The following is a 23,426-nucleotide window of genomic DNA, read 5'->3' as shown; positions in this document are numbered from 1 at the left end:
AGGAGCAAAAAATGACGAGTCCTAAGTTTGCACTCAAAGACTCAGGTGTGCGCTGGCTATGGCTGGCGCTACTTCTGGCGGTGATCGATGTTACAGTCAAACTCGTTGTGATGAATAGCATGGGCTATGGTTGGGCAAACCGCATTGAAGTGTTGCCTTTCTTTAACTTGTTATATGTTCACAACCTTGGCGCAGCGTTTAGCTTTTTAAGCGATCAACCCGGTTGGCAACGTTGGTTCTTTACTGGCATCGCAGTTGTCGTGGTGAGCTTTTTGATCTCAATGATGCGTAAACTGCCGAAGGCTGAAAAGTGGAACAATATCGCCTATGCCATGGTGATTGGCGGCGCTGTGGGCAATGTGTTTGATCGCCTGATGCATGGCTATGTGATTGACTTTTTAGACTTTTATATTGGCGATTCACATTGGCCAGCATTTAACCTCGCGGATACCTTTATTTGTATTGGCGCGGTGATGATAGTGCTCGATGGCTTTCGCAATAAAGAGCAGAAAAGCGACGCATAAGCAAAAAGTCAAACAAGTAGCTTCATTTTAAATTCTAAAGCGTGGTATCTTCGGATGCTGCGCTTTTTTGTTTTTAAAGCAGAACTTTAGAAGGAATTAATATGACAACCCAAACGCAAACGCCAATCACCCAAGACAGCCAAGTCTTACTCCATTTTACGATTAAACTGAGCAATGGCTCAGTGGCAGATAGCACTCATAACTTAGGCAAGCCGGCTAAGTTTGTCATGGGAGATGGCAGTCTAAGTCCTAACTTTGAAAAATGCTTACTTGGCCTGCATGCAGGGGATAAAAAAGCGATTGATTTGAAAGCAGCAGATGCTTTTGGTATGCCCAACCCTGACTTTATTCAATATATGGATAAATCGAACTTTCAAACTCAAGATTTAGAAATTGGCACCATTATGGGCTTTGAAGGTCAAGGCGGAATGGAAATTCCGGGGGTTATCAGTGAAATTTCGGGCGATTCAGTCACGGTTGACTTTAATCACCCATTAGCCGGACAAGATGTGTGTTTTGAAGTTGAGATTTTAGAGGTACAATAGCCGATAATTTGAACCCCTCAAAGCTAGAGTGAAAGAAATGAATATATTACTCGCAAACCCACGTGGATTTTGTGCTGGTGTTGATCGCGCGATCAGCATCGTTGAACGTGCCCTAGAAATGTATCAACCGCCAATTTATGTGCGTCATGAAGTGGTGCACAACAGATTTGTGGTTGAAGGCTTAAAAGCGCGTGGCGCAGTATTTGTTGAAGAGCTTTGTGAAGTGCCAGATGACAGCATTGTTATTTTCTCGGCGCATGGGGTTTCTCAAGCCGTACGCGCAGAAGCGAAAGAACGTCAATTAACGGTTTTTGATGCCACTTGCCCTTTGGTGACGAAAGTACATATGGAAGTTGCGCGTGCTAGCCGTCGCCATATGGAAGTGGTTTTAATTGGCCATGCTGGGCACCCTGAAGTTGAAGGCACTATGGGGCAATATGCAAGTAGCGAAGGCGGAATGTACTTGGTTGAAAAGCCAGAAGATGTATGTGGCTTAAAAACAAAAGTAAAAGATCCAAGTAACTTGCATTATGTCAGTCAAACCACGCTTTCTGTGGATGAAACTGCCGATGTGATTGATGAACTGCGCTGCGTCTTCCCTGAGATTCAAGGGCCACGTAAAGATGATATCTGTTATGCAACGCAAAACCGTCAAGATGCCGTGCGCACTATGGCTGAAACGGTTGATGTGATGGTCGTGGTAGGCTCTAAAAATTCATCCAATTCAACCCGCTTAAAAGAATTGGCAGAAAAACTTGGCACCGAAGGGCACCTGATTGATTGCCCAGAAGATATTAACCCTGCTTGGTTTGAAGGCAAAGCCAAAGTTGGCGTCACCGCTGGCGCTTCTGCCCCAGAGGAGTTGGTCGCACAAATTATTCAGCGAATTCAAGATTTGGGCGCAACCAATGTTGAAGAGTTGCAAGGGCGTGAAGAGAATATGTTCTTTGAAGTGCCAAAAGAGCTTCAAGTGAAACAAGTAGATTAAGCAAACAATCTTTAAATATTTAAGTTAAAGAAATGTTAATTTACTGATTTTATGTATTAAAAATGTGGATATATAGTTAACTTGGGTTTATGATGATTAAGCACTTGCATGCTGTGACATCCATTATATAAGCGATAAAAAGCTTAGGGTGAAGCACAAGTTAGGCTGGACTGGTTTGTAACCTAGCGCAAGGCTTATCATTATTTAAATAGGAGTTAGATATGAGCATTTTTGGCAATATCATGAGCAAACTTGGCTTTGGCGATGACAAAGTTGAAGAAGCAGTAAAAGTGGCAGAGCTTGCACCTGCAGAAGTAGAAGCAAAAGTTGAAGCAGGTGAAATTGCAGCCCCTGCACCAGCGCAAAGCGTTGATGTGACGGCTATCCTAGAAGAAAAAGCAGCGGGTTCTGGCCTGAACTGGAAAACTTCTATCGTTGATCTACTGAAAGTTCTCGGTCTTGAGTCTAGCCTAGATTCACGTAAAGAGCTTGCTCGTGAATTAGGTTGCCCAGAAGATAAAATGTCTGATTCGGCATCAATGAATATCTGGCTTCATAAAACAGTACTGCAAAAGTTAGCACAAAATGGCGGTAATGTTCCGGCTGATCTACTGTAATCTTTAAAGTTACTGTAATTTTTAATCTTATTTGTTTGTTAGTATAAATTTAAAAGGCTGCCAAGGGATTCCTCCACTGGCAGCCTTTTTATTTCAATGTCTTATCTAAATGGTTTATGTAAGCTTAAGTTATGCTTTCGCATCCGCTTGTGGGCGAAGCAATGCTTTTTCAGCTTCCTCATCGACCACATCACCTTTGCCTTTTGAAATCTTGATAACATAAGTCGTTACGCCAAGCATAATCACAAGGCCGGCAATGGTTGAGATTTGCATATCTAGACCAAAACCAAGGCTTTCGCTGTTTAAGATAAAGGTTGCGCAAACACAGGTCATAAACATTGCCGGAATCGTTGTGATCCAGTGTAGTTTGTTCATGCGTAGCAAGTAAGCCGAGGCAGTCCAAAGCATCATTACGGCTGTCATTTGATTTGCAAAACCGAAGTAGCGCCAGATAATTCCAAAATCAACTTGCGTTAAGATGCCACCGACAACGAACAAAGGAAGCGCCATAAATAAACGGTTTTTCAGGCTTTTTTGTTCCATGTTGAAGTATTCAGCTAAGATCAAGCGGCTAGAGCGAAACGCTGTATCGCCAGAAGTAATAGGCAGAATCACCACACCTAAGAAAGCAATGATGCCACCGAATACGCCAAGTAAACCAATTGAAGAGTCATAAACCACTTGACCTGGGCCACCAGAGTGAATCACTTCAGATAATGCATCCATTGAGCCAAAGAAAGTTAATGCAACCGCACACCAAATCAGAGCGATAACGCCTTCACCTATCATTGCGCCATAAAACACAAAGCGACCATTTTTTTCGTTTTCAAGGCAGCGTGCCATCAGTGGTGACTGAGTCGCATGAAAACCTGAGATTGCGCCGCATGCAATGGTAATAAATAGCGCAGGCCAAAGCGGTAGATCGTTCGGGTTCATGTTAGTGAACATATCGCTCATCTCAAATCCGCCTAAGATGTGGTGTTCGCTTGAAAACGCAATTGCAGCGATAAGGCCGACAGACATAAAGATCAGTAGAGCGCCAAATAGTGGGTAGAAGCGACCGATAATCTTATCGACAGGCACAACAGTGGCTAGAATGTAGTAAGCAAAGATAATTGCAACCATAGTGCCCATGCTTAGGTTGACATCGGTTTGTTCATTCACAAGGTTGGTGATCATGCCAGCAGGCGCTGATACAAATACAACCCCAACGAGTAGCAGCAAGACAATCGCAAACACATTCATAAAGTGTTTTGCACCAGTGCCTAAATAGCGACCAGTGATGCTTGGCACCGATGCGCCATTGTTACGAATCGACAACATGCCTGAGAAATAGTCATGCACAGCGCCAGCAAAGACACAACCTAAGACAATCCATAACATAGCAGCAGGGCCATATAATGCGCCCATAATTGGGCCAAAAATTGGACCGACGCCAGCGATATTAAGAAGTTGAACTAAATAGACTTTTTTATTCGACATCGGGACATAATCGACCCCATCTTGCTTACTAAATGCAGGAGTGGTACGGCGTTCATTGATACCAAATACTTTTTCAACAAAACTTCCGTATATGAAATAGCCGGCGATAAGGGCGACGACACAAATCAAAAACATTGCCATAATTAGACCTATAGTGTTATTGGAGCGTGTAGGATTAAAGGTTCTTTTATCTAAAGTCTGTGCTTTATTCTTGGATAAAAGATGATTATTTGTTCAGACTTTAACTAGTTTTTAACAAAGCTGCATTCGTTGTTAACTTGAATGGTCGTATAATCTATTAAGCGGTTAAAGTGGCAATTAAGTGGTTTGGAGGCGAGGTGAGAGGTCCAAGTGTTGAATTATTAGCGTTGAAACTAGCATCTTAAGGTGACTTGCGTATACACTTAGATAATACCTAAAAACTTGGACTAATTATGATAAAACAACAGCCTATATTTCATATCAAGGCATTCCCAAAGCTTGCTTTGATTGCATCAGCTCTTCTGCTTGGTGCTTGCTCTACCACAGGTGATCAATACATAGAAAATGGCGATTGGTATCAGCTTGGGGTACATGATGGCCAAAGAGGGCAAGAAGCGCGCTCTGTATCTAAACTCACTAGCTATGGCAGCGCAGATCAAGGCGCTTATGACGATGGCTATATGCAAGGGATCCAAGAGTATTGCAATCCTGATCATGCTTATCAAATAGGCCTTTCAGGTAGTGATTACCAAGGCATGTGTGAGAACACACCAGACGGACAAAAGTTTCGCCTAGAATGGCAGCGCGGCTGGCGACATTATCAAAGCAATAATTCGTTCTAATCGAGCTAAAAATCACTTTATTTAATAAAGCCTTTGTATGATGCAAGGGCTTATTTTTTGTGCTCACCCTCTTGGGCCTTATGGGCCATCAATGGTTTTGAGTAGACTGAGGTAAAAATTAAACTTGTGACTTAAGTATAGCCTTGCTAACTTAATTAAAGTTCATCTTGCTCCCTTTGGTGTTTGAAATTGCAGCGTGTTTTTGCATGACAAGAAGAAGGGAGACATTACATAAATTGATATTGCATCATAGGAAGTTTGTATGCATGAAGAAATGATCGGCCTTAGCCTTGCCTTAGTCGGCGTGGTGGGGCTTGCTTGCCAGTGGCTCGCTTGGAAGATGCGTTTACCGGCGATTTTATTTTTGTTGATTGCTGGCTTTATTATGGGGCCTGTGACACACATTTTTAACCCTAATGAGATCTTTGGCGATATGTTATTTCCGCTGATTTCTTTAGCGGTAGCGGTGATCTTATTTGAGGGTAGTTTAACCTTAAACTTAAAAGAGATCCGTGGTGTTGGCGGTACAGTGCAAAGTATTGTCAGTATTGGCGCCTTGATCACTTGGGCATTAACCAGTGTCTTCACCCACTATCTACTCGATTTTAGCTGGGAGATGTCGTTACTTTTCGGTAGTTTAACTGTGGTGACAGGGCCGACTGTGGTGGTGCCTTTGCTACGCACTGTTCGCCCGAAAGCTAAGCTTGCCAACATTCTGCGCTGGGAAGGGATTTTAATCGATCCGATTGGCGCGCTGTTTATCGTGATTGTATATGAGTTTATCGTTTCAAGTAGCGAAATGCATAGCTTGAATGTGTTTGGACTTATCATCGCCATCGGGATCATTTTTGGGGTTGTGGCAGGCTATTTGCTCGCGCAAGTGCTACGTCGTGAATGGTTGCCAGAATATCTACAACCATTTGCTGTCTTGACCTTAGTTCTTGGGGTGTTTGCAGCTAGTAATCATCTTGAATCAGAGTCAGGCTTATTATCTGTGACTGTGATGGGGATGTGGCTAGCAAACTCGCGTGATGTCAATATTAGTCATATTCTTCACTTTAAAGAAAACCTAACTATCTTACTGATTTCAGGTCTTTTCTTGATTCTTTCCGCGCGCATGGAAATGTCTGATTTTGCGACCTTAGGGGTTGGCGCTTTTGTACTTTTTGCTTGCATTCAATTCTTATCGCGTCCGATTGCGATTTTAATTGCAACCATGAAAAGTAACTTAAGCTTTAAAGAAAAGTCTTTCATTGCTTGGGTTGCGCCAAGAGGCATAGTTGCCGCATCAATTTCTGCATTGTTTGCGATTAAACTTGTCGATCAAGGGGTTAAAGATGCTGAAATGCTAGTTCCTTTGACCTTTATGGTGATTGTTGGAACTGTTGTGTTACAAAGTATCACAGCACGTCCACTGGCGCGAATATTAAAAGTCTCTGAGCCATCACCAAGTGGTTATCTAATTGTTGGTGCCAACGATGTGGCACGTACGATTGCTTGTGCACTGAAAAAATATGATGTGCGTGTCGTGGTCTGTGATTCTAACTGGGATTATATTCGTAAAGCACGTATGGAAGGCTTGGAAACTTATTATGGTAACCCAGCATCGAGCCACGCTGAAGAATACTTGTCGTTAATTGGCATAGGTCATCTGATTGCCGTAACGCCAGATAAGCACTTTAATATGGTAACTTCTCGTGCCTTCTTAGCTGATTTTGGTGAAAACAATGTGTTTTGCTTAAATGGGGCTAAAAACTCTAGCAAGATCACGACAACTTCACATGAAAAGCATGGCGTGTCTGAAGACTTCCACGGGCGTACTTTATTTAATCAAGATGTTAGTTACAAGAAATTGGCGAGTTTGATTAACCAAGGCGCTGAAATTAAGCACACTAAGTTAAGTGAAGAGTTTCAGTGGAAGGACTATATTAAGAAGAATATGGAAATGCATATGGTGCCTATGTTTACCATAGATCCAAAAGGTAAGATCCATGTGATTGCAAGTAACTCTAGCTTTGATGTGTGCGAAGGCTCGACTGTGGTTTCAATTCTTAAATCTGAAATGAAACCAAAACCAGAAAAGCCAAAGCAAGACGGCAAAGAAAAAGCGAGTGTTGGTGATAAATTGCCGACACCAAAAGCAGAAGGCTCTGTTTAATTGACCCCAAAAGCTTCTTTGAGAGACTTTAAATAACGACGACTGACAGGGATTTTAGCGCCACTTTGGCTTAAAATTTCTGCCAGTCCATTCTCAAGAAGCTTTATCTCTCTTATCTTAGATAAATTGACCAAGCATTGGCGGTGACAGCGAATAAGGTCCGTTTTCTCTTCTAATACTTTCAACGTGAGTTGGCTGGTTGCAAGCTGATTTTGCGTTTGAATATGCACGCCAGCTAAATCACTAAATGCAGACTCAACCTCATTGACTGGAATAATCAAAATACGGTTATGCCCAGTACAAGGAATATGTGAGAGCTTTTTCGGTGATAAACCTAAGGACTGCATACTTTCAATTTTTTGCGCCGGGATCTGCTCAAGTTCAATTGATGGCTTATCAATTAAGCTGCGAAATCGCTTCAATGTTTTACTTAAGCGGCAAGTTTCAACTGGTTTTAATAAATAATCAAAAGCGTTGTCTTCAAATGCTTGCAGAGCGTATTGATCAAAGGCTGTGACAAACACAAAGTGTGGCATCACATCTTTATCTATCATGGTGAGCATTTCAAAGCCATTGATTTGTGGCATCTGAATATCTAAAAATACAAGATCCGGCTTATGCTCAGCAATCGCTTTTAAACCTTCAATCGCATTATTTGCCTTGGCTAGAATGTCGACATCACCCATTTCCATGAGAAGCTCAGATAACTCGTCACGTGCGAGTTCTTCATCATCAATAATTATGATGCGAATAGGTGTTAGTGCTAATGATTTCATTTCGTTTCTTTTACTTCTGGAATGAAAAAACTCATTTGAGTCAATTCATTCGGTTGAACGACAGTTTGTAATTTAGCGGCGCAGCCGAAATGCTTTTTCAATCGTTTGTTAACAATCTCAAGCCCTAAACCTTGATGATCTGGCGCTGGTGGCGAATAACACCCAGCATTATCTTCGACAAAGATTCGATGCCCATTGGCTTCGCGTTGGCTATATATGTGAACCTCTCCTGCGCTAAGCAGTTGCGAAATACCATGTTTAATTGCGTTTTCAACTAAAGGTTGCAAGGTAAAGGTTGGTAATTCTTGAGTCAGTAATTCATCGGCTATATTTATGCTCACTTGAAGTCTATCCGTAAAGCGGGCTTTTTCTATTTTTAAATAAGCATTTACGTGGGCAAGTTCGTCTTTTAAGGTGACAGTTTCTATGTTCTGCTTCAAGTTACTTCTGAAGAATTGCGATAAGTGTTGAATTAATTCACGCGCTTTTTCTGGATCGCGACGGGTGACCGCATTAATTGTGTTGAGTGCATTAAACAAAAAGTGCGGGTTTACTTGAGCATGTAAGAGCTTGATTTCTGCTTGATTGAGCAAGATCTCTTGGCGTGAAAAGTTACCATATAGTAACTGGCTCGATAATAGTTGACCTAAACCTTCCCCCATCGAACTGCTGATGTTCGAAATCATTTTATTCTTTTTCTCATACAACTTAATCGTGCCGACGACTTCTTTGCCCATTTTGAGTGGAATAACCATAACTGCGCCAAGTGAGCATTCAGGATCAAGGCTGCATTGATACTTAATTGCGCCGCCATCAAGATGGATCACTTCACCTTCAAGCAAGGCTTGATGGGTATAATTAGATGAGATAGGCGTATTTGGCCTGTGGTGAGAGGCGCCAACACCGATAAAGGCTAAAATCTTTTCTTTGTCTGTGATGGCGACTGCTGCAACGTTGGTTTCTTCATAAATAATACGCACGATACGCTCAGCGGTTTGCATGGTTAAACCTTGGGTGAAGATCCCTATGCTACGCTCTGCAATGGTTAAGGCGCGACGTGAAAAGCTGGCCGAGTACTTCTCATATAGGCTTTTTCTGTCTTGCAAAATACTCACAAATAAGGCTGCGCCAAAGCAGTTGGCTAAGATCATCGGCGCTGCGATGGCTGAGACGAGATCTAAAGCTAAATCAAAAGGTTTGGCTATCACTAAGATGATGATCATCTGTAAGGACTCAGCAAATAAGGTGATCAAAAAAACCAAGATAGGGTTAAACAGCTGCTCAGTTTTATCACGGCGCATGGCATATAAATGAAATAAACCGCCAATTAAACCTTCGACGGTTGTTGAGATCATACAAGCAAAATCAGTAAACCCGCCTAAGCTATAGCGGTGCACCCCACCGGTTAAACCAACTAAAAATCCCACTACAGGACCACCAAATAGACCGCCCATAATAGCGCCTATAGCACGTGTATTGGCAATCGCATCATAGATCCCTTGACCAAAATAAGTGCCTAAAATGCAAAATGATGAGAATAAGAAATAACAAATCAGCTGGTGCGAAAAACGTTTTGATAAGTTAAATAAGGGCAAAAAAATTGGTGTTTTACTTAGCATGTAAGCCAACACAAGATAGACGCACATTTGTTGCAACAAAGAGAGGATAAGTTCCATGCTAAAGGCTCGTATAGTGAGAGTGTATTTGTGAGTAAAAAACCATGCCCTTGGTTATCATGGCTGCTGATGTATTGTAGTGAATATTGATTGGATGTAAAAACAAAGATTAAAGAAGCGAATTGTAAATATATTTTTACACTGTGTTTTAATGTTTTTACACTTGGCATTCTGAATTTTGGCTGTTACATTAAATTCAAAGCGAGTGAATACAAAGAAGTCTTTTAAATTATGATGATATTTTGAAGATAAAAGACTTTAAGTATTGGCTAATCAGTTATTCATATCAGCCAATTAAGCTGTATAAAAAAGTTTACGGTATCAATATGCAAAAATCGAATCTAAGCAACATCAATATCACAGACGAAACTATTCTATGTACGCCAAATGAGCTCAAAGCAAAACTGCCTTTGTCTGAAAATGCACGCAAATTTATTGCTCAATCACGTGAAACTATCGCAAACATTATCCATAAAAAAGATCACCGTTTGCTAGTCGTATGTGGCCCATGTTCGATTCATGATCTAGAAGCGGCGCGAGAGTATGCAAAACGTCTAAAAGCACTTTCAAGCCAGTTAAATGATCAGCTTTTCATTGTGATGCGTGTTTACTTTGAAAAACCACGTACAACAGTGGGTTGGAAAGGTTTGATTAATGATCCGCATATGGATAACTCATTTGATATTGAACATGGTTTGACCCAAGCGCGTGAGCTTTTAGTTGAACTTGCGGAAATGGAAATTCCAGTGGCAACCGAAGCACTCGATCCAATTAGCCCACAATACATTGGTGATACGTTCAGTTGGGCGGCAATCGGTGCACGTACCACTGAATCACAAACCCACCGTGAAATGGCAAGTGGTTTATCTATGCCAGTTGGCTTTAAAAATGGTACCGACGGCAGCCTAGCGACAGCGATTAATGCGATGCAAGCAGCAGCCTCAAGCCATAGATTTATGGGGATCAGCCGTGAAGGTGAAGTGGCACTTTTAACCACAAAAGGCAACCAAGATGGACATGTGATTTTACGTGGTGGCAAACAGACTAACTATGATTCAGTTTCGGTTCGCGAGTGTGAAGAAGAAATGGCGAAACATGGCCTAGATGCCGCGCTGATGGTTGATTGCAGCCATGCGAACTCTCGTAAAGACTACCGTCGTCAGCCTTTGGTAGCAGAGGATGTGATCCATCAAATCCGTGAAGGCAACCGTTCAATTATTGGTGTGATGATTGAAAGCCATATTAATGAAGGAAACCAGGCGTCTGATATTCCTTTTGCGCAAATGCAATACGGCGTTTCTATTACGGATGCATGTATTAATTGGCAGACAACGGAAGATCTTTTGCGTCACGCCCACAAGGAGCTTGTGCCGTTTTTAGAAAATCGTTTAAAGTAAGACTGTATATTAATTTGTAAAAGAGGCTTAGGCTTGTATCAGCGTAGCAAAGTATGTGAGCACATGGATGTGCGAACTAAGCGAACCAAGGATGGCTTTGAGCAACTTTGCGTGAGTCGATATAAGCCTGAGCCTATTCGTATACTTGTTTGATACACTTACTTCAACGAACAGCAAATAGCACTTGCGCGCAAAAGATAAGAAAGGAATAACATGACACAAGCATTGGATCAGCTTAGAGATAAAATTGACTCAGTTGATAAACAAATCTTAAATCTACTCGCCGAGCGCCTCGCCTTGGTTGAAGAAGTCGGCGTAGTCAAAAGCGAACACGGCTTACCAATTTATGTACCCGAGCGCGAAGCTGCCATGCTCGCATCACGTCGCCTTGAAGCCGAGAAAATTGGCGTCCCACCACAACTGATTGAAGATGTACTGCGCCGCACCATGCGAGAGTCTTATGCTAGTGAAAAAGATTCAGGATTCAAATGCTTAAATACCGATCTTAAAAAAGCAGTCGTCATTGGCGGGCATGGTCAACTTGGCTCACTCTTTACTCGCATGTTGAAACTTTCTCGCTATCAAGTGGAGGTTTTAGGTGAAGAAGACTGGGATCAAGCTGAGCAGATCTTGCATGATGCTGGCTTAGTTATAGTTAGTGTTCCAATTGGGCAAACGCAAGCCGTGATTGAAAAGCTGCCAAAATTGCCACAAGACTGTATTTTATGTGATTTAACCTCAATTAAAGCCAAACCTTTAGCCGCAATGCTTAAAGCGCACCAAGGTCCAGTGGTTGGTTTGCACCCAATGTTTGGCCCTGATGTGCCAAGCCTTGCCAAGCAAGTAGTGGTACGTTGCGATGGCCGTATGCCAGAGAGCTATCAATGGCTGATCGATCAAATCAAGATCTGGGGCGCAAGCGTGATTGAAATGAGCGCGGCTGACCATGACCAAGGCATGACCTTTATTCAAGCATTGCGTCACTTTACTTCTTTTGCTTATGGCTCACATCTTGCAACCGAAATGCCACAACTGAAAAACTTAGTCACGTTAAGTTCACCAATTTATCGTTTAGAATTAGCCATGGTTGGTCGTCTGTTTGCTCAAGATCCTGTGCTTTACGCTGAGATCATCATGTCTTCAGAAGAAAACCTTGCTATGATCAAACGCTTTGCCAAGAACTTAAATCAATCTATTGCTTTAATTGAAGAAAAAGACAAGCAAGGCTTCATCAACCGATTTAAAGAAGTCAGCGATTGGTTTGGTGATTATGCTCCGAAGTTTATGCAAGAAAGCCAAGCACTTTTGAAGCAAGCCAATGACTCGATTGTACGAGATTAAGCGCCAGCATTAATTTTACGATCTTACCTATCTAACATCTTTCTATTTCTTAACTTGTCTTAGGTTTTAAATCATAGGACACTGGGACAAGTTAAGTATTAAGGAAGATCTTATGAAACACCTCAGCACATTTTTTTCATCTCTTAAATCCAAATCCCATTCACGGATCTTACTTGTGGTCACAAGCATTCTTTTGCTTGCCGGTTGTGTGTTCCAAACAGCTTATAAGCAGTTGGACTGGGCGACAGTGATGATGCTAGATCGCTATGTTGATCTTAAATCGTCACAAAAAGATCTCACCAAGGCAAATATGCAAAAGCTCCTTGCTTGGCATAAACAAAATGAGATCCCTAAGCTCAAAGCTTTAATTCAAAACGTTCAAGCTAAGCCAACCAATGAAATCACCAGCAGTCTGTTACTTGCGCAATGGGAAACCTTAGAAGCGAGTATGTGGCGCACATATGATGAACTTGAACCTTATGCTTATACATTTTTACGTGATTTAGATAAAGAGCAGCAAGCGGAGTTACTTGAATATTTAAATAAGAAATATCAAAAGCGCATTGATAAATATAAAAAACGCAGCCAAGAGGATAGAGATGAACGCGATCTGACAAACTTTAGTGAGTTGGTTGAGTATTGGGTGGACGATCTAACTAAAGAGCAAGAAGCGATTTTAAAACAATGGGGTGAAACCAAGCAGCATAATTATAGCCTTGAAGTGGCGCGCTATATGCTTGATGAAGTCGGTAAGTTCAGTAGTGTAGTGTTTAATCATGAACTATCAGAAGAAGATGCGAAAGCAAAATTTGCCAAGGTTTATGCCGATGCGAAAAACATTCAGCCGGCATCACTTAAAAATGGTTTAGAGTCGAATAAACAGGGTAAAGCAGAAGTGCTTGCACAAGTGTTGCAAACCCTAACGCCAAAGCAAGAGAAGTATTTTCGTAAGCGTTTAGCTATGTGGGAAGATAACTTCACTATCGAGTAGTGGTTAGATTTGAAGTTTTAGAATGAGCTTAAAATAAGGCGATAAGTCAGCAAGACCCTAGGCCAATAAGAATATGGACTAGGGCTTGGAAGTTCAGTCAGCCGAGCAATAAGCTCAACAGTGAAGATTATTTAGATATACGCTTATACTTAATGCGATGCGGCTCAGCAGCAGCGGCGCCAAGGGTTTTCTTCAACCACTCAGAGTATTCGGTATAGTTCCCTTCAAAGAAGTTCACTTGGCCTTCATCACGATAATCAAGGATATGGGTCGCGATACGGTCTAAGAACCAACGGTCATGCGAGATGACCATAGCGCAACCTGGGAACTCAAGAAGTGCTTCTTCAAGTGCACGAAGCGTTTCAACGTCCAAGTCATTGGTTGGCTCATCGAGTAGTAAGACGTTACCGCCAGCCTTGAGCAGTTTAGCTAAGTGAACACGGTTACGCTCACCACCAGAAAGCTCACCAATACGTTTTTGCTGATCCACACCTTTAAAGTTAAAGCGTGAGCAATATGCACGTGCAGGGATCTCAAAGTTGTTGATCTTGATGATATCAGCGCCTTCCGAGATTTCTTGGAAGACAGTGTTGTTATCATTCATGCTGTCACGGAACTGATCAACCGATGCCAATTTAACAGTGTCACCAAGCTCGATTGTGCCAGAATCTGGCTGCTCGCTACCACTTAGCATTTTAAATAGGGTAGATTTACCCGCACCGTTGGCACCCACAATCCCGACAATCGCACCTTTTGGCATGCTAAAAGATAAGTTATCAATTAATACGCGATCGCCAAATGATTTGGTTAGGTTGTTCACTTCTAACACTTTATCCCCTAAACGCTCACCCGGCGGAATAAACAGCTCATTGGTTTCATTACGTTTTTGGTGATCAGTTGTGGTCAACTCTTCAAAGCGGGCCATACGTGCTTTTGATTTTGCTTGGCGACCTTTCGGGTTTTGACGAACCCACTCAAGCTCTTTCTCAATCGTCTTCTTACGTGCATTTTCAGCCGAAGCTTCTTGCGCTAGACGGGCATCTTTTTGCTCAAGCCAAGAGGTATAGTTACCTTCCCATGGAATACCTTCACCACGGTCAAGCTCTAAGATCCAACCTGCTGCATTATCAAGGAAATAACGGTCGTGGGTAATCGCTACCACAGTGCCGCTGTAGTCCACTAAGAAGTGCTCAAGCCATGCCACAGATTCTGCGTCCAAGTGGTTGGTTGGCTCATCAAGCAATAACATATCTGGTTTTTCAAGAAGCAAACGACAAATCGCCACACGGCGACGCTCACCACCTGAAAGGTGCTCAATTTTTGCATCCCATTCAGGTAAACGCAGTGCATCGGCTGCACGCTCAAGGGCATTTTCTAGGTTATGACCATCTTTGGCTTGAATTAGGGCTTCAAGCTCTGCTTGCTCTTTTGCTAGCTCATCAAAATCAGCATCAGGTTCTGCGTAGGCTGCGTAAACTGCGTCAATGCGTTTGAGTGCATCGGCAACATCACTCACGGCTTCTTCAACAATTTCACGTACGGTTTTTGACTCGTCAAGCACTGGCTCTTGCGGTAGATAACCCACTTTTAGGCCAGGTTGTGGACGTGCTTCCCCTTCAATATCTGTATCTATGCCAGCCATAATGCGCAGCAAGGTTGATTTACCTGCACCATTTAGACCTAAGACACCGATTTTAGCGCCAGGGAAAAAGCTTAAAGAAATATCTTTTAAAATTTGACGTTTCGGCGGAACAATCTTGCTCACGCGCGACATGGTATAAACGTATTCAGCCATTGCTGGATCATCCTATCATTTTTTACACAGAAGAAAGCTCTCATAGATGAGAGAAATATGCCTAAGTTTACATCTTATTGACCTAAATTCACATGCTAATATGCTCTCGTTTATCTGGCTTGCATTCTATTTGTACGATTTAAAAACAAGACAAACCTTGAGGGTAAAATGTAAAAGAAATTACAATTTCCTTGTTTAAAATAACAGCGTGTAAATAATAAACTTGCTATGATGGAAACGTTTGGTGAATTAAGTATTCATTTTTTGTTATTGTTTTTATAGGGAAATTGCCTTCTATGTGTCACGCTCATTCTTCCTCACCTAAAAAGCGCAAGCCTTTGCTTGGTCTGCTTTGCTTTGGCCTTGCTGGGGTCTCCTCGGTTGCGCACGCTGATTTAGCTCAGCAAAGATCTTGGTATGATCAGGCGCAAGATTTGATTTCAGCCAATAAAATCAGCGAATACCAAGCGCTACGTCCGCGTATTTCAAATTATCCGCTTACGCCTTATTTGGATTACCGAGTATTTAATTCAAACCTAAGCAGTAAAACCCCCGCTCAAGTTGAAGCTTTTTCTAAGGAATATCAAGATTTTCCATTTTCAGAAAGCGTACGCGCGAACTATTTAGATACCTTAGCAAAATCAGGCAATTGGCAGCGTTACTTGCAATATCAAACCACAGAGCCAAATACAGAGAAATATAAGTGCCAATATTATTATGCCAAATATGTAACAGGGCAAAAATCAGAAGCCTTTAAAGGCGCTGAAAATTTATGGCTTAGCGGGCGCAGCATTGATTCAGCTTGCGATCCTTTATTTTCACGTTGGGAAGCCGCCGGTCAGCGCGGTGATGATTTAGTCCTAGAGCGTATGAAGCTTGCATTTGATGCGCGCAATACGAGTATTGTAACTTATTTGGCAAAAGAGCTTCAGTCTTCGCAAAACAAAGCATTAGGTAATGCTGTGGTTGAGATGATAAAGAGCCCAAGTAAGGTTGTTGATTTTAGTAAGCGCCGCCCAATTACAGAAGATAGCCAAGAATTTACCGTGTTAGGTCATGAATTACTGGCGCGTAAGAATACGCAACAAGCTGTCAGTGTGTTTGAGCAAGTGGCTGCGAATCAAAAGCTATCGAAAGATCAGCGCCAACAAATGGCTGATGAAACCGCCTCTTGGCTCACCAATACAGAATCAAGTTATTTAGCTCAATGGCGTGATAAAGCGCTATCAACATCTTCAAACCTTGATAGATTAGAACGTCGTGCGCGTTTAGCGATTCAAAATGGCAATATGAAAGGGCTTGAAGGCTGGATTGCGCGTATGCCAAAAGAAGGCCAAGAAGATTTACGTTGGCAATATTGGCAAGCTCGCGTGGAACAATCTAAGGGGGAAACCAAAAAAGCTGAGCAGCGTTTAAATGCTATGCTTGGGCAGCGTAACTTTTACAGTGCGGCAGCAGCCTTTGCGTTGGGCAAGCCCGTGCAAGTTTCAGGGATTGTGGTCAAAAGCGAGCCTGAAGAATTAGCCTCAAAACAAAAAGCACTTTCTCGCATTAAAGAGATGAAAGCGCTAGATAAAGCAGGCTCTGCGCGCAGTGAATGGTTGTATCTGATTAAACATGCCACTGAAGATCAAAGAGAGCAATTAGCTTTATATGCGCAGCAGCAACATTGGTATAACGATGCAGTGGTTGCAACCATTGAAGGGGACATGTGGGATCATTTAAGCTTACGTTTTCCGATTGCGTATCGCTCAACCTATGAAAGCTATGCACGTAAACATGGCTTAGATTTCATTACCTTGATGGCGTTATCTCGCCAAGAAAGTGCCTTTAATGAAAAAATTCGCTCACCTGTTGGCGCGCGTGGTTTGATGCAAATTATGCCTGCAACGGCAACCCATACGGCGAGACTGTTTAATATTCCTTATTCTGGTGCGCATCAGTTAGTGCAACCAAATAAGAATATTGAGATCGGTAGCCAATATTTTGCAAGTTTAATGGATGACTACAACAATAACCGCATCTTCTCACTTGCAGGTTATAACGCAGGACCAAGCCGTGTGAAACTATGGCGCTCACGTACCAATGGGCGTGTGGATGCTTTCTCATTTATTGAGGCGATCCCATTTAATGAGACGCGTGGTTATGTGCAAAACATCTTGATGTTTGAAGTTTACTATCGCAGCCTACTTGGCAAGCAAGGTAGTTTCTTAACGCCAAGTGAAGCTAAAACACGCTATTAAATTCATATTTTGTACTAGCTCCTGAATACATGTTATATTACTAACATACTCATTCAGGAGCTTTTTTATGCAAGAACAGATCCAAGACACCCCAGAATTTAGTGACTGGCAAGATGTATTAAGCTTGCTGGCAAAATCCGATCCCACTTCTACGCATTCGACAACTGAATCTAGCGACAATAACCTCCAATTATCCAAGGCCCATATTGGATTTATTCTTTCTGTCTTACTCACTCCTGATGAGCGTGATACGGTTTTATCGCGCATGAATATTGTGTACGAGCTTTTAGAAGGTGAGAAATCACAGCGTCAAATCAGTCAACTGCTTAAAGTTGGAATCGCGACAGTGACCCGTGGCTCCAATCAAATGAAGTCGGTTGCCGCAGAGGATAAAGAAAGGCTGAAAGCGTTATTTGAAAGCTTAAAATAGATAAAAAAGGACGCTGTCAGCCTACTTTAAAAGTATTATGACGCGCCCTTTATATGCTTTTAACAAGGTGATGCAAAGCTTTTATGACTTATAGCGCTCCGAATGTAGAAAAGGTGCGAGCGCGAGCAAAATTGCATCTTGATAGACACTTGAACGGGTAATTAGCCCATTGGTGAAGAGGCTAATCGCGCCGCCTGCTTGTTTAACATTTGTGGTGCTAAATTCTTCATCCATCACATCCCCAAGCTCTTTGCCTTGGTTAACTTTCTCTAAGACTCTTTGAGGGAGTTCAAGCCCAGCTGAGCGTGATTGACCACGGATCAAATTTTTCTCATCGACAGGATTATTTTCAATAATCATCCAAGCGTAAGTCATGCTGTCATCTATGCCGGCCTCTAACGCCACATAAAAATCAGCGCCAGGGTATTTTGCTTTTGCATCTTGCACTCGATTAAGTGCGCCTTGCTTGGTTTCTGCGTCGGATAAAGGTTGGTCTGCGACCTGACTTTGCGCATCAATACCTTGCACAATTAGCGCCTTCATTGGATAAGCAAGACAAAATGCTTCTTTTACCGCTCGAATTTTAGCTGGATTTTTAGATGCTACAGCTATCGTTAAAGTTGTCATATCTCGACCTAAAATTATGCTTTAGCTAGATGCACTTGCGTTGGTTGAATATTTTCAATTGGATAGCAGCCCAGAACTTTTAAATGACGAGTTAACTTGGTGAGCTCACTTAATGCATTTTGCATTGGCATTGAATCTAAATGCGCCTCAAGATCCACATAAAACATCTCTTCCCACGGGTTACCTAAGATAGGACGTGATTCGAGTTTACTCATATTGATGTCATAACGACGTAGTACAAGCAGGGCCTCAACTAAGGCGCCAGGCTCTTGTGAGGTTGACATAATTAAGGTTGTTTTTGCCGGGATTTGCTCCGAAACCTCAACCGGTTTACGCGCAACTAAAATAAAGCGAGTTTGGTTTTCAGTTTGATTCGCAATATCTGTTTTAATGCTTTGTAAGCCATATAGTTTACCGCTTAATGCATTACCGATAGCCGCAACATTTGGATCATCCATTTGCGCCACAGTTTGCATCGCATCGGCTGTACTATTACAAGTTTTTAGCTCTACATTTTCAAGACGGTGTAAGAATTCACTGCATTGCTGATGCGGTTGTGGGTGAGAATAAAGGGTCGTGATCTTCTCTAATGGCAAATCGGTTTTAGCCAGCAAACAATGCTCAATTGGTTGGGTGATTTCACCAATAATCGATAGTGAAGTGTGCTGCAGAAGATCATAAACTTCATTGATCGAGCCTGAGCTGGTGTTCTCAATCGGCAGAACGCCATAATCGGCATGCCCTGATTCTACCGTATCGGTAATATCTTTGAACTTGGCACAGTTCATTTCGACCAAGTCCATGTTCTTGCGGCCAAAATAATCAAGGGTTGCAAGATGTGAATATGAGCCTTTTGAGCCTAAAAACGCGACTCTTGCCAAAGGTTTACGACTTTGCTCTGGGTTGGCAAGGTTTTGCAAGAAAGATTGTTGTAACAGCACTGAGTCTTCAATAATGATATGGAACAACTTAGTGATATAGCGGGCATCGAGTTGATATTTATCTTTGCCGTTATTAATCAGCTTGACTAAGAGCTCTTGCTCTCGTTTTGCATCACGCACAGCTTTAGATGTTTCGACTTTGCTTTTCGCAACTTCTAGGCTTAATGCACGTCTTTGAGATAATAAAGAGAGTAATTGATCATCCAGATCGTTTAAACGTAGACGTATCTCATCAAGGGAAAGTTGCTCTATGGTCATGTGCGTATCCTATTTCGCGAAATTATTTTATTTATCATTTGAAGATACCGAGTAAAGCCAATTCAAGCAAGCTTTGACAAACTAAAATCACATAAAAAAAGCACCCCAAGTGGAGTGCTTAAAGATAAATCTAGTTTTATCTAAGAAGTGAAATTAATCTTCGATTTCCGCTTCTGATTCTTCAGCGGCGAAAGCAGGGCGGTCGGCATTGCGACGAGCTTCTGGTTTGTGGCTAAGCTTATTGAGCTGACGCTCTAGCTTTTGCTCTGCTTCGTTAATCGCTTTATATAAGTCGTCGTTGACTGCTGAAGCGACAAGTTGTCCCTTAGGAACGCTTACAGTGACATCGATTTTGTGTTGCTTGTTTGGCTCAGCACTAATACTTGCTTGGCAGCCAATTAAATCAACTCCCCATTTTTCAAGTTTGCTAATTTTAGCCTCAATGTGCGCTTTGATTGCATCTGTAACTTCGATGTTTTTGCCGGTAATATTTATTTTCATAGACGACTTTCCTTTTCACTTACCGATATAGGTACAAATTCAGAGTACGTACTTCTGAGAGAAAAAGGTGTGATCAAGATCACTTTTATTTAACATCATATGTAAACTTGGAGGAAGTGTGAGACTTATCAGTATGAATCGATTAAAACTTGCGCGATATGATTCTTTTGTATGCTATTTGGGGTGTTTTGAGTTGTATCTAAATGTTAATAAGTATATAAAAAATAAATAAAAAAACAGCGACCTCAAATGAAAGCCGCTGTTTTAATCTATTATTTTATTTAATTCAAGAAGCCAAGTTTTGACTTAGAACCAGTCAAACCAATCTGTCCAGCTTGAGTCATCATCATCATCTTGTACATCATTAATGTTAACAACTTCATCTTTGCCGACAGGGTTTAATTTCATCATTTTTTTCGTGTTAGCTGCGGCTGTTTCTAAACCAAGTTCTTTGTATGCATCATACTGAATATGTAATGACTTGCGCGCAGCTTGGGTATCAGGATAAGTTTTTTGCAGTTCTTGAGCTCGATTTACCGCAGCAATATAAGCCTCACGGCGTAAGTAATAATCAGCTGAAGCTAAGTCATATTGTGCAAGGCGGTTTTTCAAGTAGACCAAACGTTGCTTGGCATCAGCAGAATATTGGCTGTTAGGGTAGCGCTCAAGTAATGTTTTAAAGTCATTGAAGGCAACTTTTGCTGGCTCAGGATCGCGATCCGATCTGTCCATATGGAAAATGGAATGCAAAAAGTTATTATCTTGTGCCATATAATTCAGACCACGCATATATAAAACCCAGTCACTACGCTCATGAGTTGGATTTAAGCGTGTAAAGCGTGAAATAGTTGCCACTGATAGCGGATATTGGCCAGATTTGTAGTAAGCATAAATAAGATTTAGCTGTACTTGATCTGAATACGGGCCAAATGGATAACGTGAATCCAAAGCTTCAAGGCTAGAAATCGCACTCTGCCAGTCTCCAGATTGGAGCTTTTGCTGCGCTGCTGCGTAAAGTTCTGCCGGTGGCGTGTCTGGCACTACTTCTTTCGTTGAAGAACAACCAGCGAGTAATGCTATTAAAATCAGTGTTATAAAGCGTTGATGTTTCATCTTGAGGAGAAATTTCCTTGATTTAATGGGTTCGTCCGTTACTTCTTGTAGTTTAACAGATACAATGAAGGATAAACCTATCCTATTTATTCGATTCTATCATTAAATTTGTTGAAGTTGTTACGACAGCTTCAGAATTAAAGAGTATATAGATTTGATGGATATTAGTCTCATTGTTTTTTAAAAAGTTCAAATATGGCCCAACAGATAAAATTAGAAGATACGATTAAACCGTCTCAATTGGGGCAGCGCTTAGATCAAGCGATTGCCGAAATTTTCACAGACTTCTCTCGCTCGCGTCTGAAAGAGTGGCTCCTGCAAGGTAAAGTTGAACTTGATGGACAAGTGGTGACTAAACCGCGCGTCAAAGTGATGGGTGGCGAAAGCGTGCTTATCCATGCTGAGCTTGAAGATGAAGATCGCTGGGTGGCGCAAGACTTGCCACTTGATATTGTTTATGAAGATGATGATTTACTCGTTATCAATAAACCGCGTGACTTTGTGGTTCACCCAGGTGCTGGTACGCCAGATGGCACAGTGCTAAATGCTTTGCTGCATCATTATCCTGATATTGCAGAAGTGCCACGTGCTGGTATCGTGCACCGTCTGGATAAAGACACGACTGGCTTAATGGTAGTGGCGAAAACTGTTCCTGCGCAAACGCGTCTGGTTCGTGCCCTGCAAAAACGTAATATTACGCGTGAATATGAAGCGATTGTCATTGGCACTATGACAGCGGGTGGCATGATTGAAAAGCCAATCGGTCGTCATTCTACTAAACGTACGTTAATGGCGGTGAATGAGCTAGGGAAGCCAGCGATCACTCACTACCGTGTTGCCGAGCATTTCCGTGAGCACACACGTATTCGTCTGCGCCTTGAAACCGGTCGTACGCACCAGATCCGTGTTCATATGTCTTATCTGCAGCATCCACTGCTTGGGGATATAGCTTATGGCGGACGTGCGCGTATTCCAAAAAATGCTTCAGAAGAACTAACTCAAATGATCCGCAGTTTTGATCGTCAAGCGCTACACGCAGTCATGCTGAAATTCAAACACCCAGTCACAGGTGAAGAGATGCAGTTCCATGCACCGATCCCAAATGATATGGTGGTGATGACCGAAGCGCTGCGTGAAGATACTAAGCTGCATAAAGATGAGATGATTAAAGATTAAAAAAATACTCTTCATCCTTGAAGCTGCAACTTCGCTGATCTTTTTAAAAAGAAAGGTACGGCGACTCGCCCTAGTCACATATTCCTATATGCTCCTAGGGTCTCACCACCTTGTTGCCTTGCTGCATCTCCAATGATTTTGAGTATATTTTATAGTTGAAATAGAAAAGAAAGGATTGCAAATGAGTCAAATTGAGATGGCGATTACTCCCAACTGGCCGGCGCCAAAAAATATTCGAGCATTTTCGAGTACGCGTTTAGCTGGGGTATCTCAAGGTGCATATCAAGGGCTTAATTTAGGCATGCATGTGGCAGATGATGAACAAGCTGTGCTTGAAAATCGTCGACTGATCATGCAAGCGTTAAATATGCCAAGTGCGCCAATTTGGCTCTCGCAAATCCATTCCGCTAAGCTTTTATCATTTGACGCGCCAACATCTGAGGTTTTTGAAGCTGATGCCAGCACAACTAAAACTTCTGGTGTGGTGTGTTGCGTGATGACGGCTGATTGCTTACCTGTGTTACTGACTAATAAGCAAGGCACACAAGTGGCAGCTGTGCATGCAGGTTGGCGCGGTTTAGCCGGCGGTGTGGTGGAAAACGCAGTCGCAAGTTTTGCAGATCCCAATGAGCTGATGGCTTGGGTTGGCCCTGCAATAGAGCTTGAAGCCTTTGAAGTCGGGCAAGATGTGTATGATGCTTTTGTGATCCAAGGCGCGCCAATGGCTGCTGAGTTTGCCAAAGCATTTCATTCACATCCAGTCGAAGGCAAGTATTTTGCTGATATGAACAAACTGGTTGAACTTCGCTTGCAACTAGCTGGGGTTTCCTCTGTCTATCAAAGCAATCTATGCACCTATCAAGATAAAGAACGTTTCTATTCTTATCGCCGAGATGGCGTAACCGGTCGTCAAGCAAGCTTTATCTGGATTGAATAAAATCCAACTGTATTTTTGATTGTTTTTTAATCGCCCCTTGAATTTACGCCAAATCAGACCAATTTATAAAAGCAGATAATCTTTTA

At 42.1% G+C, this 23,426-nt stretch carries 20 protein-coding genes and 1 pseudogene; 13 read left to right on the top strand and 8 right to left on the bottom strand.

What is annotated here, in order from left to right; all coding sequences use genetic code 11:
- The first annotated feature begins 11 nt into the window (after positions 1-11).
- From lspA to AC2VOY_RS04540, 4 genes are all read left to right on the top strand, one after another.
- The gene (gene lspA, locus AC2VOY_RS04555) at positions 12-524 is read left to right on the top strand and encodes a signal peptidase II (RefSeq protein ID WP_491832556.1); all 513 of its coding nucleotides are present in this window, start codon (positions 12-14) and stop codon (positions 522-524) included.
- Between the two features lie 101 nt (positions 525-625).
- Entirely contained in the window at positions 626-1,069 is a 444-nt protein-coding gene (fkpB, locus tag AC2VOY_RS04550) for an FKBP-type peptidyl-prolyl cis-trans isomerase (protein ID WP_491832554.1), read from the top strand.
- 37 nt (positions 1,070-1,106) lie between these two features.
- Complete coding sequence (gene ispH, locus AC2VOY_RS04545) at positions 1,107-2,057, top strand: 4-hydroxy-3-methylbut-2-enyl diphosphate reductase (RefSeq protein ID WP_491832552.1); 951 nt, start codon at positions 1,107-1,109, stop codon at positions 2,055-2,057.
- Between the two features lie 221 nt (positions 2,058-2,278).
- The gene (locus tag AC2VOY_RS04540) at positions 2,279-2,674 is read left to right on the top strand and encodes a DUF3597 domain-containing protein (RefSeq protein ID WP_491832550.1); all 396 of its coding nucleotides are present in this window, start codon (positions 2,279-2,281) and stop codon (positions 2,672-2,674) included.
- 129 nt (positions 2,675-2,803) lie between these two features.
- Here the strand turns inward: AC2VOY_RS04540 and AC2VOY_RS04535 are convergent, their stop codons facing one another.
- Positions 2,804-4,297, bottom strand: a complete 1,494-nt coding sequence (locus AC2VOY_RS04535; RefSeq protein WP_491832548.1) for a carbon starvation CstA family protein — start codon at positions 4,295-4,297, stop codon at positions 2,804-2,806.
- Positions 4,298-4,590: 293 nt separating this feature from the next.
- Here AC2VOY_RS04535 and AC2VOY_RS04530 point away from each other — a divergent pair, with 293 nt between their 5' ends.
- The gene (locus tag AC2VOY_RS04530) at positions 4,591-4,980 is read left to right on the top strand and encodes a DUF2799 domain-containing protein (RefSeq protein ID WP_491832547.1); all 390 of its coding nucleotides are present in this window, start codon (positions 4,591-4,593) and stop codon (positions 4,978-4,980) included.
- 262 nt (positions 4,981-5,242) lie between these two features.
- Positions 5,243-7,138 (top strand): cation:proton antiporter, encoded by a 1,896-nt coding sequence (locus AC2VOY_RS04525; protein ID WP_491832545.1) that lies wholly within the window; start codon positions 5,243-5,245, stop codon positions 7,136-7,138.
- Here the strand turns inward: AC2VOY_RS04525 and btsR are convergent.
- Together btsR and AC2VOY_RS04515 are read right to left on the bottom strand one after the other, a co-directional pair.
- Positions 7,135-7,914 (bottom strand): two-component system response regulator BtsR, encoded by a 780-nt coding sequence (btsR, locus tag AC2VOY_RS04520; protein WP_491832543.1) that lies wholly within the window; start codon positions 7,912-7,914, stop codon positions 7,135-7,137. The two genes, AC2VOY_RS04525 and btsR, sit on opposite strands and share 4 nt — an antisense overlap.
- Entirely contained in the window at positions 7,911-9,590 is a 1,680-nt protein-coding gene (locus AC2VOY_RS04515) for a LytS/YhcK type 5TM receptor domain-containing protein (RefSeq protein ID WP_491832541.1), read from the bottom strand. The genes btsR and AC2VOY_RS04515 overlap by 4 nt, the downstream gene beginning before the upstream one ends.
- A 326-nt stretch (positions 9,591-9,916) precedes the next feature.
- Between AC2VOY_RS04515 and AC2VOY_RS04510 the strand changes: the two genes are divergently transcribed.
- From AC2VOY_RS04510 to AC2VOY_RS04500, 3 genes are all read left to right on the top strand, one after another.
- Positions 9,917-10,987: a 3-deoxy-7-phosphoheptulonate synthase gene (locus AC2VOY_RS04510; RefSeq protein ID WP_491832539.1), complete on the top strand. Its 1,071-nt coding sequence runs from the start codon at positions 9,917-9,919 to the stop codon at positions 10,985-10,987.
- Between the two features lie 213 nt (positions 10,988-11,200).
- Positions 11,201-12,328 carry a bifunctional chorismate mutase/prephenate dehydrogenase gene (gene tyrA / locus AC2VOY_RS04505; RefSeq protein ID WP_491832537.1) on the top strand — a complete coding sequence of 376 codons (1,128 nt, stop codon included), beginning with the start codon at positions 11,201-11,203 and terminating at the stop codon, positions 12,326-12,328.
- A 112-nt stretch (positions 12,329-12,440) separates the two neighbouring features.
- On the top strand, positions 12,441-13,319 hold the full coding sequence (locus tag AC2VOY_RS04500; RefSeq protein ID WP_491832535.1) for a DUF6279 family lipoprotein: 879 nt from the start codon (positions 12,441-12,443) through the stop codon (positions 13,317-13,319).
- A gap of 127 nt (positions 13,320-13,446) precedes the next feature.
- On the opposite strand, the gene ettA is transcribed toward AC2VOY_RS04500, so the two are convergent.
- Positions 13,447-15,114, bottom strand: coding sequence for an energy-dependent translational throttle protein EttA (gene ettA / locus AC2VOY_RS04495; RefSeq protein WP_491832533.1), 1,668 nt, complete (start codon positions 15,112-15,114; stop codon positions 13,447-13,449).
- A 296-nt stretch (positions 15,115-15,410) separates the two neighbouring features.
- Here ettA and sltY point away from each other — a divergent pair, with 296 nt between their 5' ends.
- Complete coding sequence (sltY, locus tag AC2VOY_RS04490; protein ID WP_491832532.1) at positions 15,411-17,357, top strand: murein transglycosylase; 1,947 nt, start codon at positions 15,411-15,413, stop codon at positions 17,355-17,357.
- Between the two features lie 79 nt (positions 17,358-17,436).
- The gene (gene trpR, locus AC2VOY_RS04485; RefSeq protein ID WP_491833014.1) at positions 17,437-17,787 is read left to right on the top strand and encodes a trp operon repressor; all 351 of its coding nucleotides are present in this window, start codon (positions 17,437-17,439) and stop codon (positions 17,785-17,787) included.
- Between the two features lie 81 nt (positions 17,788-17,868).
- On the opposite strand, the gene yjjX is transcribed toward trpR, so the two are convergent.
- The 4 genes and pseudogenes from yjjX to bamD form a co-directional block, all read right to left on the bottom strand.
- Complete coding sequence (gene yjjX, locus AC2VOY_RS04480; RefSeq protein ID WP_491832531.1) at positions 17,869-18,414, bottom strand: inosine/xanthosine triphosphatase; 546 nt, start codon at positions 18,412-18,414, stop codon at positions 17,869-17,871.
- Positions 18,415-18,428: 14 nt separating this feature from the next.
- Positions 18,429-19,613 (bottom strand): prephenate dehydratase, encoded by a 1,185-nt coding sequence (gene pheA, locus AC2VOY_RS04475; protein WP_491832529.1) that lies wholly within the window; start codon positions 19,611-19,613, stop codon positions 18,429-18,431.
- 153 nt (positions 19,614-19,766) lie between these two features.
- Positions 19,767-20,114: a ribosome hibernation-promoting factor, HPF/YfiA family gene (hpf, locus tag AC2VOY_RS04470; protein ID WP_491832527.1), complete on the bottom strand. Its 348-nt coding sequence runs from the start codon at positions 20,112-20,114 to the stop codon at positions 19,767-19,769.
- A 390-nt stretch (positions 20,115-20,504) separates the two neighbouring features.
- Positions 20,505-21,227: pseudogene (gene bamD / locus AC2VOY_RS04465) on the bottom strand (outer membrane protein assembly factor BamD); the annotation flags it as partial.
- Positions 21,228-21,422: 195 nt separating this feature from the next.
- Here bamD and rluD point away from each other — a divergent pair.
- Positions 21,423-22,403 (top strand): 23S rRNA pseudouridine(1911/1915/1917) synthase RluD, encoded by a 981-nt coding sequence (gene rluD / locus AC2VOY_RS04460; RefSeq protein ID WP_491832525.1) that lies wholly within the window; start codon positions 21,423-21,425, stop codon positions 22,401-22,403.
- 181 nt (positions 22,404-22,584) lie between these two features.
- Complete coding sequence (gene pgeF, locus AC2VOY_RS04455) at positions 22,585-23,340, top strand: peptidoglycan editing factor PgeF (protein WP_491832523.1); 756 nt, start codon at positions 22,585-22,587, stop codon at positions 23,338-23,340.
- The last annotated feature ends 86 nt before the right edge of the window (positions 23,341-23,426 follow it).

Source organism: Vibrio sp. KMM 9700 (assembly GCF_058545285.1).
Note: the sequence above shows the minus strand (reverse complement) of the source record. Positions and strands in the feature narration are given on the sequence as shown.